Annotated in this window: 7 protein-coding genes and 1 pseudogene; 2 read left to right on the top strand and 6 right to left on the bottom strand. The window is 63.1% G+C overall.

Annotation, left to right across the window (positions count from 1 at the left end; genetic code table 11):
• Nucleotides 1-121: 121 nt before the first annotated feature.
• Entirely contained in the window at nt 122-1,273 is a 1,152-nt protein-coding gene (locus Q0216_RS03840; RefSeq protein WP_298593066.1) for a pseudouridine synthase, read from the bottom strand.
• A 559-nt stretch (nt 1,274-1,832) separates the two neighbouring features.
• On the opposite strand from Q0216_RS03840, the gene Q0216_RS03835 reads away from it, so the two are divergent.
• Nucleotides 1,833-2,417, top strand: coding sequence for a TetR/AcrR family transcriptional regulator (locus Q0216_RS03835; protein ID WP_298593064.1), 585 nt, complete (start codon nt 1,833-1,835; stop codon nt 2,415-2,417).
• A 307-nt stretch (nt 2,418-2,724) separates the two neighbouring features.
• Here Q0216_RS03835 and Q0216_RS03830 read toward each other — a convergent pair whose 3' ends face one another.
• Nucleotides 2,725-8,355, bottom strand: a complete 5,631-nt coding sequence (locus Q0216_RS03830; protein WP_298593062.1) for a DEAD/DEAH box helicase — start codon at nt 8,353-8,355, stop codon at nt 2,725-2,727.
• Between the two features lie 147 nt (nt 8,356-8,502).
• Between Q0216_RS03830 and Q0216_RS03825 the strand changes: the two genes are divergently transcribed.
• The gene (locus Q0216_RS03825) at nt 8,503-9,090 is read left to right on the top strand and encodes a malonic semialdehyde reductase (protein ID WP_298593060.1); all 588 of its coding nucleotides are present in this window, start codon (nt 8,503-8,505) and stop codon (nt 9,088-9,090) included.
• Nucleotides 9,091-9,254: 164 nt separating this feature from the next.
• Here the strand turns inward: Q0216_RS03825 and Q0216_RS03820 are convergent, their stop codons facing one another.
• From Q0216_RS03820 to Q0216_RS03805, 4 genes and pseudogenes are all read right to left on the bottom strand, one after another.
• The gene (locus Q0216_RS03820) at nt 9,255-10,202 is read right to left on the bottom strand and encodes a DUF4232 domain-containing protein (protein WP_298593058.1); all 948 of its coding nucleotides are present in this window, start codon (nt 10,200-10,202) and stop codon (nt 9,255-9,257) included.
• Nucleotides 10,203-10,204: 2 nt separating this feature from the next.
• The gene (locus tag Q0216_RS03815; RefSeq protein ID WP_298593057.1) at nt 10,205-10,525 is read right to left on the bottom strand and encodes a 2Fe-2S iron-sulfur cluster-binding protein; all 321 of its coding nucleotides are present in this window, start codon (nt 10,523-10,525) and stop codon (nt 10,205-10,207) included.
• Between the two features lie 279 nt (nt 10,526-10,804).
• Nucleotides 10,805-12,058 carry a cell wall biosynthesis glycosyltransferase gene (locus Q0216_RS03810; protein ID WP_298593055.1) on the bottom strand — a complete coding sequence of 418 codons (1,254 nt, stop codon included), beginning with the start codon at nt 12,056-12,058 and terminating at the stop codon, nt 10,805-10,807.
• Nucleotides 12,058-13,103, bottom strand: a pseudogene (locus tag Q0216_RS03805) (DNA repair protein); the annotation flags it as partial. The pseudogene Q0216_RS03805 and the gene Q0216_RS03810, both read right to left, overlap by 1 nt.

Genomic DNA, 13,103 nt, shown 5'->3' with positions numbered 1-13,103 from the left:
CCCACTTTTTGCCCTCTGAGCGCCCGGATGCTGTGGGCGGGCTCTCGGGTGTGATCCCTCTTCGAGAGCCCGCCAACAAGATGCACCGCAGGGAACGGGGTGAACGCCACTCAAAAACCGGTTAGGCGGCGGCAGTCAGCGAACGCCCGCTGTACAGGTCCACCCGCTCGCCGGTGATGGGGTGCTCAAAGTGCAGGCTGTACGCCAGCAGCTGTAGCGGGTACTCCGGGCGGTCTGGGGCGTCAGGCAGCACCCGCGGGTAGAGTACATCGCCCAGAATGGGGGAGCCCAAAAGGTTCAGGTGCGCCCGCAGCTGGTGCGTCTTGCCGGTGTGAGGCGCCAAATCATAGAGCGCCCATTCTCGTTTTTCGTTCAGTGTAGGCTCGGTGCGCCATCCCTCAACCGCCCGCGCACTCGGGGTGAAAGTCCGCAGAATCTTCACGGTCGTCAGCGTATTCGGCTCCACACCGGCCGCCGCGCACTCTGCCTCAGACAGCTGCTGAACCTGCAGCTGATCACGAATCTTCTGAATATGCGAACGCACCTGCAGACCCTTAGCACTCAACGCCTGCTCGGAGGCGGCAACATCGGCGGGAACCGGCGCCACGGCACGGTAGGTCTTCGACACCTGACGGTGCTGAAACATCATCTGGAAGGGGCGGCGCGCCTGAACCGTCTTCGCAAAAAGCAGCACGCCCGCGGTCGGGCGATCCAGGCGGTGAATCGGGATCAGCAGCGGGTTCTGCTCACGCACCCGCAGCTTGGTCAGCGCGGTCTGCGCAATATAGGAGCCGCGCGGGGTGGTCGGCAGAAAATGCGGCTTATCAATCGCCAGCACGTGCTCATCCTCGTAGAGCACCGGCATATCGGAGGGCAGCTGCGGCTCATCGGCAAGCTCACGGAAGTACCAGATGCGCTCGCCCGGCATGTAGGGGCTATCGCTGGTCAGAATCGTGCCGTCATCCAGGCGCACCTCGCCGGTGTCGAAGCGGGCGTGAATAATCTGCGGGTCGTTCGGGTAGAAACGCGCAATCAGATAATCCGCAATGGTTGCCGGGGCGGCGCTGTTCGGGGTGAGCTCGGCGGGCAGCTCCTCCAGTAGCGGCAGGATCAGCTGAATCGGGTCGATACCGTTCTTCTGAGCCAGCGGAGGGGTCAGCAGGCGGCGATGCGTGCGGCGTGCCGGCTTCGCCTGGTGTGTAGCGGCAGGCTGCGTAGGGGCTGTGTTGTGAGTGTAGGCGGTGTTTTGCGCGGGAGTGTTCTGTGCGGGCATGGCTCTACTCTACCTTTTGGGAGGGACTGACTCGGCGACGACCCGGGCGCGCCAGACTAAGCTGCACGCGGGTGGAAATATTACCGTGGGTTTGGGTGTGGGGTTGCGAAATGCAGTTTTGTCTGACACTCATGAATGTTTGTGTGAATACGTGGAACAAAAAACGAAAACTTCACAAATTTTTGAAATTATTGGACATTTAATTTAAAAAAACTGCATTAATTTTACAAAAAACAGCGTTTGAGTGCGGTATTTTCGAAAATTCTGTCAAACCAGAAACTAATAACCCTCAATTTAGCTCCTGTGGTTTTTCTAAGTATAAAAGATGTAAAGCAATTAAAGACCTGCTAACCTGGGCATCTTACGTCATAAACACCTTAATAAAGGCTGGAAACCGCCTTAAAGCGGTACGATTAAGACACAGAAGTTCGAAATGCCGGACGAAGGGGTCGAAATGGGACAGAAACAGCGCAAGGATGCAGAGATTAAAGGAACAGCCCCGATGACAGCGATGCAATCGGACAATTCTAAAACACCGGAAAATAAAGCAGGAGAGGTTATGGAACATTCACCAAAGAATGCAGAGCCTCGCACCGGTGCCCTGCGCATGGAACCGCACGAACGCGAAGAGCAAATTCTGAAAATTGCTGCAGAACATTTCGCTCGACGCGGCGTACTCGGCGCCTCCATGAGCGCTATCGCCCGCGATGCAGGCATCACCCGCGCCCTGCTCTACCACTACTTCCCCGGCAAGGACTCCCTGGCGGCAGCCGTCACCCGGCGCGAAGCCAACGCAGTCCTCGAAGCGCTCGGCGAGCATCACGAAAACCCCGAGGAGGCACTCCGCAGGGCGTTGCGCACCTACTTCCTCGTCGTAGCCGGTGTCCCCACCCCCGGTGGGGAAGACTTCCCGAATAACCCCACCGACTACCTCGAATGGATGCTTCAACGCACCGGCATGCCGATTAATGACCGCACCCGCGTCATCCTCGGAGGCTGGTTGCAGCTCGTCGACTACTTCGCCCTGCACGTCGTGCAGCTCAACCCCCGCGATCAGCGCACCGTTCGCTCCCGCGGGCTCGGGCTCGAAGAAGCCATCGACCTGTGCCTCGGTGCCGTGGACACCCTCACCGGCGGCTACTAGCCGCCCTCAGAGGTGACAGGTCAACGTAGGACTTCCCGCTCCGATGTTTGGTTACATGCTCCACGGCAAAGGCGACGTGGACATCCGGGCGGTTATTCCTCCGCCGCGCCGCTTGCGACGTGGCGGACTCCGGGAATACCACCCGGTTCGTGAGTAGGGAAACATAATGCCCCGTACCCCCTTCCGTGAGGGTGCGGGGCATTATGATGCTCAGGTTGAGGTTGAAGAAAATGATCTAAGCTGAGGCTAAGCTTGAGGCTCTGCCTGCTCTAAGAGGTTCTGTCTGCTCTAAGAGGTTCTACTCTGCCTAAATGGAACGGCGCAACGACAGACCACGAACCGTCGCGTAGAAACCCTGCGCCTGCAGTGCGGCACGCAGCGCCTCCACCGGATGCTCCACAGCCTCGCCGCCGAAGGTGTCCAGCGTGGATGCGCCCAGCGTGTGAGCGCCCAAAAGCTCCACGTCGTTGACCTTCTCCACCGAAATCTTCTCCGCACCACCGGCAGACACCAGGCGCGCCAGGGCGGGGGCAGCCGCCTCCAGAAGTACCGGGTCGGTGGTGAAAGCCAGCAGGGTCTTCGCACCGCGCTCCACATAGAGCACCGGGGCACCGTCCACCAGCACCACGCAGGCACCCGCCTTGCGCGCCGGGCGGTGCTTGACCACTCCCGCACCCTCGCCCGCAAAGGAGGGAATCGCGGGCCAGCTCAGCGCCGCGCCGTACGGATTCGCCGGGTCGGTTGCAGCCAATAGGGTCACCATGAACGTGCCGTAGACCTGTTCCGTATCGGTACGCTGCGGGGCGTAGGCGCTCGCACCAAAACTCTGTGTCGCACCAAAACTCTGTGGACCTGCGGGAATACTGAGGTTATCAGCGGTAGAACGCAACAGGTCCACCGTTGCGGGGGCGGCGAACTGCGCCGCACCCAAACCCTCAATAAAGTAGCCGCGACGCACCAGCGCACGATCCTCAGCCGCCGAATAAATCCGGTACAGCTGAGAGAACCCGCCGGCATAATCCTCCACCTGCAGGCACCCGCGAGTCAGCACACCGTAGCGGTCCAGCAGCAGGTCGGCGTGTGCGAGAGCCGCAACCGTCGCCTCCACCGGCTCCTGTAGCAGCGTGTCCACGCGCGAGAAGCGGCCGCTATCCTGCGGCGCAACGGTGGCGGCGGGGAGCCCGCCACGGAGGGAATTGCCACGCAGGGAACGCAGACCGCGTCCGGCGGCAGGCGCAGAGTAGCCGCTGGAACTATAACCGTCAGCACTGTAGCTGTCAGCACTGTAACCACCCGCCATGCCGGCCCCCATGGAGGCGCGCGCCGCCGCAATACGGCCCGCCCCGCGGCGACCCACCCGCGACAGGCGCGCAGGGGCGGTCGGGGTCGGATGCGCACTGCGGACACCGGCAAGCATCGCCCGGACAGGTGCGAAACTATCGTTCGTCACCGCACCAGCCCACACCAGGCGCCACAGCGCCGCCGAAACGTGCGACGCATCCGGGAAAGTCACCACCTGACCGGAAGGCGCCGACTCGCTCATCAGCTGCGCCACTCGCTCACGCAGCGCCGGCACGAACAGGCCGCCGTGAGCCAGCGCCTCATAGATGGCGTGCTCGAGTGTACCCGGATTCTGTAGCGCCTCCCAGAGCTCCGGGTTCTCCGCGCGCACCAGCTGCTCCGGGTAGTCCTCACCCAGAGTCAGCGAAGAACTCTCGCTCAAATGCAGGCGAATCCAGCCGTCAGACTTCTGCGCGCTACCGCCGCCGAGCTGACCGGCGCCGGTGAAGAATACCCTGCCGCTCGCCATGAGCTCGTCCAGCATGTGAGGCTGGTAGCCGGGCACGCGCGCCGGAAGAATCAGCGTCTCCAGCGCGGAAGCCGGTACGCGCACACCCGCCAGCTGGTCGATGGCGGTAAGCAGATCCTCCGTGGCGGAGGCGGAGTCTTGGCCCGTACTGTCGGTACCGTTTGCGGCGCCGTTCTCAGTCATTGGGTTGGGTGTAGCCGTGCCGAGGGGTGCCACCCGCTCGCCCACCACCGTGGCGGCGCGGCGGGAGGGTATGAACGCACCGTAGGCGCTCGCCTCCGGCAGGGTCTGCGCAACCCGCACAGATAAAGAACGAACGTTCTGCCACGAAGGCAGGAAAACACCGTAGGCCTGCGCCGATACCGGCTCAATCTCCTCCCGCAACGCCGCCAGAGAGCGGGCGCGAATTGTGCGCAAAACCTGCGCATCCACCCACTCAACACCGACCGTGCCGGAGGCGCGCAGCACCTCGGGTAGGAACTCGCCGGAGCTCAAGCGGCGCTGCTGCTGAAGACGCTGCAACACCGGAGTCAGCACGCCCACACCCACCGGGGTCAGACGCGAAAAATGCTCCGCCGCCTGCTGCGCCGTAAAGGGAATATGGGTGCGCGCATAGCGAGAAACCAGGTCCTCTAGGGGCTCCGCGACCGGCTCCAGAAGGGCAGCCGGAAGCGCCGCGGCGGGCATAATGCCCAGCCCATCGCGCAGGCGCGCGGCATCCTCAACCGCCGCATAGTACAGCTGCGGCTCGGCGGAATCATCGGCAGCTCCCAGGAATGAGAACGCGCGGCGCGAACGCACCAGCTCCTCCGCCAGGGCGTGTGCCTCAGCCGTGCTGGCGTGCGTGCCGTACTCCTCGCCGTGGTTGTCAGAGTCCTCGTTGTCAGAGTTTTCGGCGCTGCTAAAATCTCCCGCGCCGAAATCTTGAGAACCGTGCGCCGCAGCCTGCAGGCTGTCAGCCCGCAAACGCAGACTCAACTCCCGCGCGCTCAACGGGCCCAGCTGGCGCAACAGATCCGCCACGCCCTCCACGCCGGAGGCACGGTACCGCTCACCCGTGCGCTGCAGACGCTGCTGAGTCTGCACCAGAACCGCCGGATCCAGCAGCTCGCGCAGACCGCTCGAACCCAGCAACTCGGCCAGTAGCGCCGGATCCAGCGACAGCGCGGCGGCACGGCGTTCGGCGGCGGGCGCATCTCCGTCGTAGAGGTGCTCGGCAACGTACTCAAAGAGCAGAGTGCTCGCAAAAGGCGAAGGTTCGTTCGTCTCAACCTCCAGCAGGGACACCGTGCGAGACTGCAACGAACGGTGCACCTGAACCAGCGCCGGAACATCGTATACGTCCTGCAGGCACTCGCGCGCCGTCTCCAAAAGCACCGGAAAATCAGGGTACTTACGCGCCACATCCAGCAGCTGCGCCGCACGCTGACGCTGCTGCCACAGTGGGGTGCGCTTACCCGGATCACGGCGCGGCAACAGCAGGGCACGCGCCGCGTTCTCACGGAACCGAGACGCAAAAAGCGCCGAATCGCCCACGCGTTCGGTGACAATCGCCTCCAGCTCGTCCGGGTCGAAAAGGAACAGGTCAGCGCCGGGCGGCACATCCTCCATGGCGGGCAGACGCAGAATCAGGCCGTCATCACTCGCCATGACGGAGGCGTCCACCCCGTACCGCTCCTCGATGCGGGCGCGCACTGCCAGCGCCCAGGGTGCGTGCACCCCGTAGCCCAGCGGCGAGTGCAGGACCACGCGCCAATCGCCCAGCTCGTCGCGGTGCCGCTCCACAATCATGCGGGTGTCGGAGGGGACCGCCCCGGTGGATTCGCGCTGCTCACGCAGGTAGGCGAGCAGGTTATCGACCGCCCAGGTGTCCAGCCCGAGCTGTTCGAGCTGCTGGCGGGCGGCGGTGCTATCGGTGGCGTCCAGGCTGGAGAGGGCGCGCGTGAATGCGCCCGTCTGCACGCCCAGGGCGTAGGGACGGCCCATGCGGTCGCCGTGCCAGAAGGGCAGGCGCGCGGGCTGACCGGGGGCGGGGGAGACCCGCACTGCGTCGTGGGTGATTTCTTCAATGCGCCAGCTGCTCGCGCCGAGGGTAATGACCTCGCCGGCGCGGGATTCGTACACCATTTCCTCATCAAGCTCACCCACGCGCTTGGGTCCGCGCTCCTCATCGCCGCTGACCAGGTAGACGGGGAAGAGCCCGCGGTCGGGAATCGTGCCGCCGCTGGTGACGGCGAGGCGCTGCGCACCGGGGCGGCCCTCAATACTGCCGGAGGGCGCCTCCTCGGTGGGGGTGCGATCCCAGATGATGCGCGGGCGCAGTTCGGCGAACTCGTCGGAGGGGTAGCGTCCGGCGAGCATTTCGAGCACGGAGTCGAAGAGGGCGCGCGGCAGCTCGGCGTAGGGTGCGCTGCGGCGTAGCGCCTCGTACCAGGAGTCCACGCTGATGGGGCCCAATGCGCAGGCGGCGACGGTCTGCTGCGCGAGCACGTCTAGCGGGTTGGTGGGGATGGCAAGCGGTTCGAGGGTTCCGCTGCGCATTCCGGCGAGGGTGACGGTCGCACCGAGCAGGTCACCGCGGTGCTTGGGGTAGAAGAATCCGCGCGAAATTTCGCCCACGCGGTGTCCTGCACGACCCACGCGCTGCAGCGCGGAGGCGACCGAGGGAGGGGCAGCCACCTGGATCACGAGGTCCACGTGGCCCATGTCGATGCCCAGCTCCAGGGAACTGGTGGCGACCACGCAGCGCAGGGTTCCGCCCTTGAGCGCCTCCTCGATGAGGGTGCGCTGTTCCTTGGACACGGAGCCGTGGTGTGCGCGGGCGAGCGGCGGCACCTCGGCGATGTCGCTGATGCCTGCCGCGTAGTCTTCGGGGTCGATTCCCTGCTTTGCGAGGACGCGGCGCAGGTGAATATCGTTGAGCGCCGCGGTGAGCTTTTCCGCTAGTCCGCGCGAGTTCACGAAAACAATCGTAGAACGATTGTTCTCAATATGGTCGACGATGCGCTCCTGCACGCGCGGCCAGATGGAGGTCTCGGGGCGCTCGCTATCAGGGGTTTCTCGCAACGCCTTTTCGTGCAGTGCCCCTTCGCGTAGCGTTCCTTCTCGCAAGACCTCTTCCGGGATGGTGAGCGTATTTTTGGGTGCGGCGCTATTGCCCTGTCGCGCCGGGTCTACCTGCCCGGTTTCCTGTCCGTCTTCCTGCCCGGGGAATACGCCAATGGCATCTTCGAGGGTGTAGGGTGCGCTCGCCGGGGTATTTACGGCACTGGGGGCAGGCTGTGTCGCGCCCCGCGGTGAGCCGGCAGAAACCGAGCCCCCGCTGCCCGGCACCTCCGAGGACACATATTCCGAGGGTGCGTAAAGCCCTTGCCCGTAGTCGTTGGTACCTCCGAGTGCCGCCATATCGGGTACGGGAACGCTCAGGCGCAGGTCCCATTCTTTGGCGACCGGGCGGCTCATGATGGTCACCGGCTGAATGCCGCCGAGGAACCGGGCGACCGCCTCCGGGTTTTCGACGGTTGCCGAGAGGCCAATGCGCTGTGCGGGCTTTTCGAGGAGCGCGTCGAGGCGTTCGAGGGAGACCGCCAGATGTGCGCCGCGTTTGGTGGCGGCGAGGTTGTGGATCTCGTCCACGATCACGGTGGTCACGCCCGCGAGGGTGTTGCGGGCGGCGCTGGTGAGCATGAGGTAGAGGGATTCGGGGGTGGTGATGAGAATGTCGGGCGGGTTGCTGATGAGTTGGCGGCGTTCGCGTGCGGGGGTGTCGCCGCTGCGCACTCCCACGCTGATGCTCGGTTTGCCCGTGGTGTTTCCGCTCAGGCGCGTGATTCCGGTTAGCGGCGCGCGCAGGTTGCGTTCGACGTCGGCGCCGAGCGCTTTGAGGGGCGAGATGTAGAGGATGCGCGTGCCACCTGCGGTTCCGGCTTCGTGTTCGCGGTGTAGGGCGTCGAGTGCCCAGAGGAAGGCGGCGAGGGTTTTGCCGGAGCCGGTGGGGGCGATGATGAGGGTGTTGTTGCCGTTGCGGATGCTCTCCCAGGCGCCTTCTTGGGCGGCGGTGGGTGCGCTGAAGGTGGCGCGGAACCAGTCGCGTACGGGGGTGGAGAAGTGGGAGAGTGCGTCGATCATGTATCTATTATGGCGAGGTTTATGGTGTGCGTCTCTTGAATTATTGGGGATTGGGGAGGAAGATGTGCTTGACAAAGCTTCTACAGAGCATGTAATATTTTACTTGTAAAGTAATTGACTGAGAGAACAACCCAAAGGAGCCTCACCATGACCCGCCTGACCGAAGAACAGCTCATCAACCTCTTCCACGAGCCGCGCACCGTCTCCTCCTTCACCGAGGAGCCCGTCACTGACGAGCAGCTGCGTCGCATCCAGGAACTGACCTTCTACGGCCCCACCGCCTTCAACAGCCAGCCCCTGCGCATCACCTGGGTCAAGAGCCCGGAGGCACGCGAGCGCCTCGTCGCACACATGGCAGACGGTAACAAGGAAAAGACCCAGGCGGCACCGGTGACCGCGGTTCTCTCCGCAGACGCGAACTGGGCAGAGCACGTTGACACCTTCAACCCCTACGCTGCCGACTTCATCAAGGGCTTCTTCACCACCGAGGAGCTTGCCACCCCCGCAGGTGAGCTGAGCGCTCACCTGCAGGCAGGCTACTTCATCACCGCAATCCGTGCCCTCGGCCTGGACGCTGGCCCCATGACCGGCGCAGACTTCGCCGGCATCAAGAAGGAATTCTTCGCGGACAACGCAGAGATCCCCTTCCTGGTCGTCAACCTCGGCCACGGCGAGGCTCCCGAGTACCCGCGCGGTGCACGCTTCAGCTACGAGGACATCACCCGCTCCCTCTAAGGGCATGCGGATACGGTATAGCTAAACCCTAGGTTTAAAAATAGTTCAAGGGCGGTTCCCCATCGCGGGGAACCGCCCTTGAACTATTTGTGCACAAGTGAACTATATGTGCACAAGAGGCGCCAGAGTATTCATATCTGCGTATTCACATCTGCAACGCCGCTTTAGCGGGCACCAAACTGACCCACCGACAGCTGCGGAACAGACGAGGAACAAGCGGTCGTATCCAGTGGAACAATCACGCCACCGGAACCTGAGGGAAGACCCACCAGGAAGCCCTGAACCGGGCGGCTACCGCAATCATCGCCGAAGCGTGCCGGATACACCGAACGCAGTACCGCGGTGGTGCTATCGCCGGGGTTAAGGGTCACGCCCGCAGAGTTCATGTACTCGGCAGAGGCGGAAGCCTCACGACCAACCCAGGTTCCCGAAGGACCCGCATGCACCACGCGAGGGTAGCCGCGCAGGGTGCAGGAAGAGTCCGAGGAGTTCTGGAAGTACAGGGTGTAGTTTCGGGCGCCGGGGGATCCTTCTCCCACGGCAACCGAAATGTTTAGGTCATCCAGATCGCACTGGGTCGGGCCCTCAGCAACAGTGCTGCTGGAGGAGCTAGAGGAGTTTTCTGAGGAGTTCGAGGAATTGGAAGAATTCGACGAGCCCGAAGAACCGGAGGAGTTCGAGGAGCTACCCGAAGAGTTGGAACCCGACTGCGAAGACGAGTTTGAGTTCTTCTGGGAATCCTGCTGAGAATCTGCAGAGTCGTCTGACTTGTTCTGATCTGAACCCTCGCGGGAGGACTCAGAAGAATGAGAGTCAGAGTTCTGCTTCGACTCGTGAGTCTCGGTGTGGGAAGAAGACTCGGAGTGCTCAGAGGAAGAGTCGTGGTGCTCCGCATCGGGGGAGTTCACCACGGTAATGGAGCCCGGGCTCACCGAAGGGGTAGCCCCGTCGGAGGCTACTCGAATCGTACCGGGCTTGACCGAAGCTGAAGCACTCGGCTGTGCCGAGGTGCCTTCAGCTTCCTGACCGGCCTGGGACGCGCCGCATCCACTGAGCGCGAGCACGCAACAGAGGAGGGTGGTTGATGCGAGTACCTGAGCCGATTTAAACATGATTACATCGCCGCCTGCATTTGGATTTCTGCTCCGTCCATACCGGGGGCGTACTCGACCTGGCAGCACAGGCGGGAGTACTCGTTAGCAACATCGTCAACCATGTCGAGCAGATCCTGCTCAGCTTCGGTGCGTTCACCGGAAGCTGCGAAGTGCTCGGGGTCGATGAAGCCGTGGCAGGTAGCGCAGGATGCGTTACCGCCGCAGGTTGCGAGGACCGGCACGCCGTTAGCCTGGAGGGCTTCCAGGAGGGTGTGGTGGTCTTCCCACTGAATGTCGTAGTTTTCGCCTGCTTCGTCAGTGACCTTAATCGTTACGCCCATGCGTTCTCCTTCTTCTGTAGTGATGCGTTTCTATTGTAGAGGTAGGGGCTGTTATTCACCGTACTTTGTGGTGCATCCCTAACCCTACCGTCACGCATATCACGGGAACGCATATTAATTTTTATGCTGAATAGCATGTCTGTATTGCCCCCAGTCTACCCCGTATTGCCCTGACAATGCGGGATATCAGCGCCAATGAATACTGCCCCCAGATGCAAAGACATGCTGGGGGCAGTATAAAGAACCGGCGCGCGGGTGCGCTTTAACGGTGACGAAGACCTACTCTGATTCCTTCTCTGCAGTCTTCTCGGCGTCCTGCTTTTCTGCGCTGTGGTTATCGGCATTCTGGACGCTTCCTCCGGGGCCGCGCACAATACCGCGCACGCTATCACGCGGATCGGCGTAGCGCAGGTCGATACCGAAAGTATTGCGGATCTGGCGTGCCGAGTTCAGGTGCCAGCGCTGCGAATCCGAGGGGGTCACGGAGGTGACCGCCTTCTGACCCGGAGCCAGCTTCTCGTGGCGAATATCGTAGTGCTTACCGCCCATGGTGATGGTGAAGCCGTGCTCCTGCAACAGCTGCACGAACGCGTCCACATCGTGCGGGATCTTACGGCCGCGCTGCCTCTTCGTGCCGCTCATCCTCGGCTGCGACTCGAAGGGGTTACGGCTGGGCGCGGTGCCGCGACTAATACGAATCACCTGCTGGTCGGAGTGCGAGAACTCCACCTGGTAGCCGTTGAGCGAGTACACGGTGCGGCTACTGCCGGGAATCGGGCGGCGGTCCTCGGCCTCATCGAGGATGCGGGCGATGTACTCGCCGGTCAGTCCGAGCGACTTGAGCTGTGCCTGAGCCTCGGGGGAGAGCTGGTAGCCTCCGGCGAGAGCCTGCAGCGGGCGTAGCGCGAGCACTTCGGCGGTCAGGGGGTTGAGCACCACCTGGTAGCCTTCCTCTTCGTGCGTGTAGAGGGTGACTTCGCGGCCGTAGCGGTTCTCTTGCGCGCTTTCTTGAACCACCGTGCTTGCGGGGGATTCGATGATGTCCAGAAGCAGCTCGTAGGTGAGCCCGTGGCGCATCATGTAATCCATCACGCCGGGGAGCACACCGTAGATGCGGCGGCGCGGCGGCACGTCACCGTAGAATTCCTTCTCGATGCGCGCGGCAATACGCTGGTTCTCCAGCGGCACCTCGGTCAGCGGAATGAGGCGCTGGTTGGAGGGGCGGATTTTGGCGCGTGCGGCGGCGGGCTTGGGCGCCTGACGGTATGCGTCCACGAGTGCCTGCTGCTGCTCCACGAATTCCTGGGCAATGAGCGGTAGGAGGGTGAAGTAGAGCTCTGCCGCTTCGGGCTTGAGCGCGCCGTTCTCATCGAGCAGGGAGGCGCCGTCCTTGGAAAGCAAATCCCACGGCTTATCGTGAGCTGTGCTCTCTTCGGAGCCCTGCTCATCGCGGTAGCTATAGGCGGCGAGGGAGGCAAGCTCCTGCAGGCGAACGTACACCTCAAGAGGAACGGTAATCTGCTTAGCGGACATTATTTCTCCTCCTCGGTGGTGTTTTCTGCCGGGGCTACCTTATTTTCTGCCTGCTTCGCCAGGGTATTACTGAGCTCTTCCAACTGCGCCTTGCGCAGGTTCTCCGCGTGCAAAACATGGAAATCCGGGGTCTTCGCCAGCGCCTGAACGGTCCGCTCATCGGGCGAGATTGCGATCTCCAGACCCTGCGCCGCGTAGATGCGGGTCCAACCTTCAGCCATACGCACGCTCTCGGGGCTGCTCAGCGCCTGAAGCATCAGATCGAAAACGAACGGCGGGTTCTTCTTCAAGAAGGTGCGGGCGCGCTCGCTGAATTCGAGTTCCAGGGCGTTGAGCGAGGTGTATTCGCCCTGAGCCAGGGAGGCCTGTGCCGCTTCGTTGTAGTCGGCGTCGTATTCGTCAATGACGGTGATGACTTCCGCGGAGGCGGTGTTCACGTCAACGCGGTAGTCGTCGTGCGTGAAGCGAATGGTCCAGTCGTTGATGCGTTCCGCGTCGCCTTCGCGCAGAATGGTGAGCACGAGTTCTTCGCTGATGTTTTCGCGTTCGAGGCGGGCGCGCAGGCTCGGGCGCAGGCGGTAGCTGCGTTCGCGGTCCTCGGCGGTAATGGCGCGAGGTGCGGCGGCTACCGGTTCTGCTGCGGGCGCGCTCGGGGTGGACGCGGCAGGCATCGGTGCACCGGGTTTCGGCGCGGCAGGCTTTGGAGCGGTCGGCTTGACTGCGGTCGCGCTCGGCAACGACTGGCTGAGCACGGGCAACTCGTCAACAGGTGCCTGCTCGGTAGCCGCTACCGACTGCGCGGCTTCCGCGGCTTCTTCGGCTGCCTGCTGGCGGGCACGCAGACCCTCCAGGTACTCTTCGATGCGCGGCGGACGGTAGGTCAGCGTGGACTTGCGGAACATACCGGGGGAGGGTGCACCGGGAGTCGGCACTGCGGGCTTGGGTGCAGTGGGCTTGGAGGCGGTGGGCTTGGGCGCAACAGGTTTCGGCGCAGCAGGCTTGGGCACCGCAGGGGTAACCGTGGCGGGGGTCGGTACAGGAACCG

Source organism: uncultured Rothia sp. (assembly GCF_937976295.1).
Taxonomy (GTDB): domain Bacteria; phylum Actinomycetota; class Actinomycetes; order Actinomycetales; family Micrococcaceae; genus Rothia.
The sequence above is the reverse complement of the archived record's forward strand: the minus strand, read 5'-3'. Positions and strand labels throughout refer to the sequence as shown.

What these genes read in the sequence shown, in the direction of transcription:
- Q0216_RS03840 (WP_298593066.1), bottom strand. Translation starts at nt 1,273, where the DNA reads ATGCCCGCACAGAACACTCCCGCGCAAAACACCGCCTACACTCACAAC.
- Q0216_RS03810 (WP_298593055.1), bottom strand. Translation starts at nt 12,058, where the DNA reads ATGTCCGCTAAGCAGATTACCGTTCCTCTTGAGGTGTACGTTCGCCTG.
- Q0216_RS03820 (WP_298593058.1), bottom strand. Translation starts at nt 10,202, where the DNA reads ATGTTTAAATCGGCTCAGGTACTCGCATCAACCACCCTCCTCTGTTGC.
- Q0216_RS03835 (WP_298593064.1), top strand. Translation starts at nt 1,833, where the DNA reads ATGGAACATTCACCAAAGAATGCAGAGCCTCGCACCGGTGCCCTGCGC.
- Q0216_RS03815 (WP_298593057.1), bottom strand. Translation starts at nt 10,525, where the DNA reads ATGGGCGTAACGATTAAGGTCACTGACGAAGCAGGCGAAAACTACGAC.
- Q0216_RS03830 (WP_298593062.1), bottom strand. Translation starts at nt 8,355, where the DNA reads ATGATCGACGCACTCTCCCACTTCTCCACCCCCGTACGCGACTGGTTC.
- Q0216_RS03825 (WP_298593060.1), top strand. Translation starts at nt 8,503, where the DNA reads ATGACCCGCCTGACCGAAGAACAGCTCATCAACCTCTTCCACGAGCCG.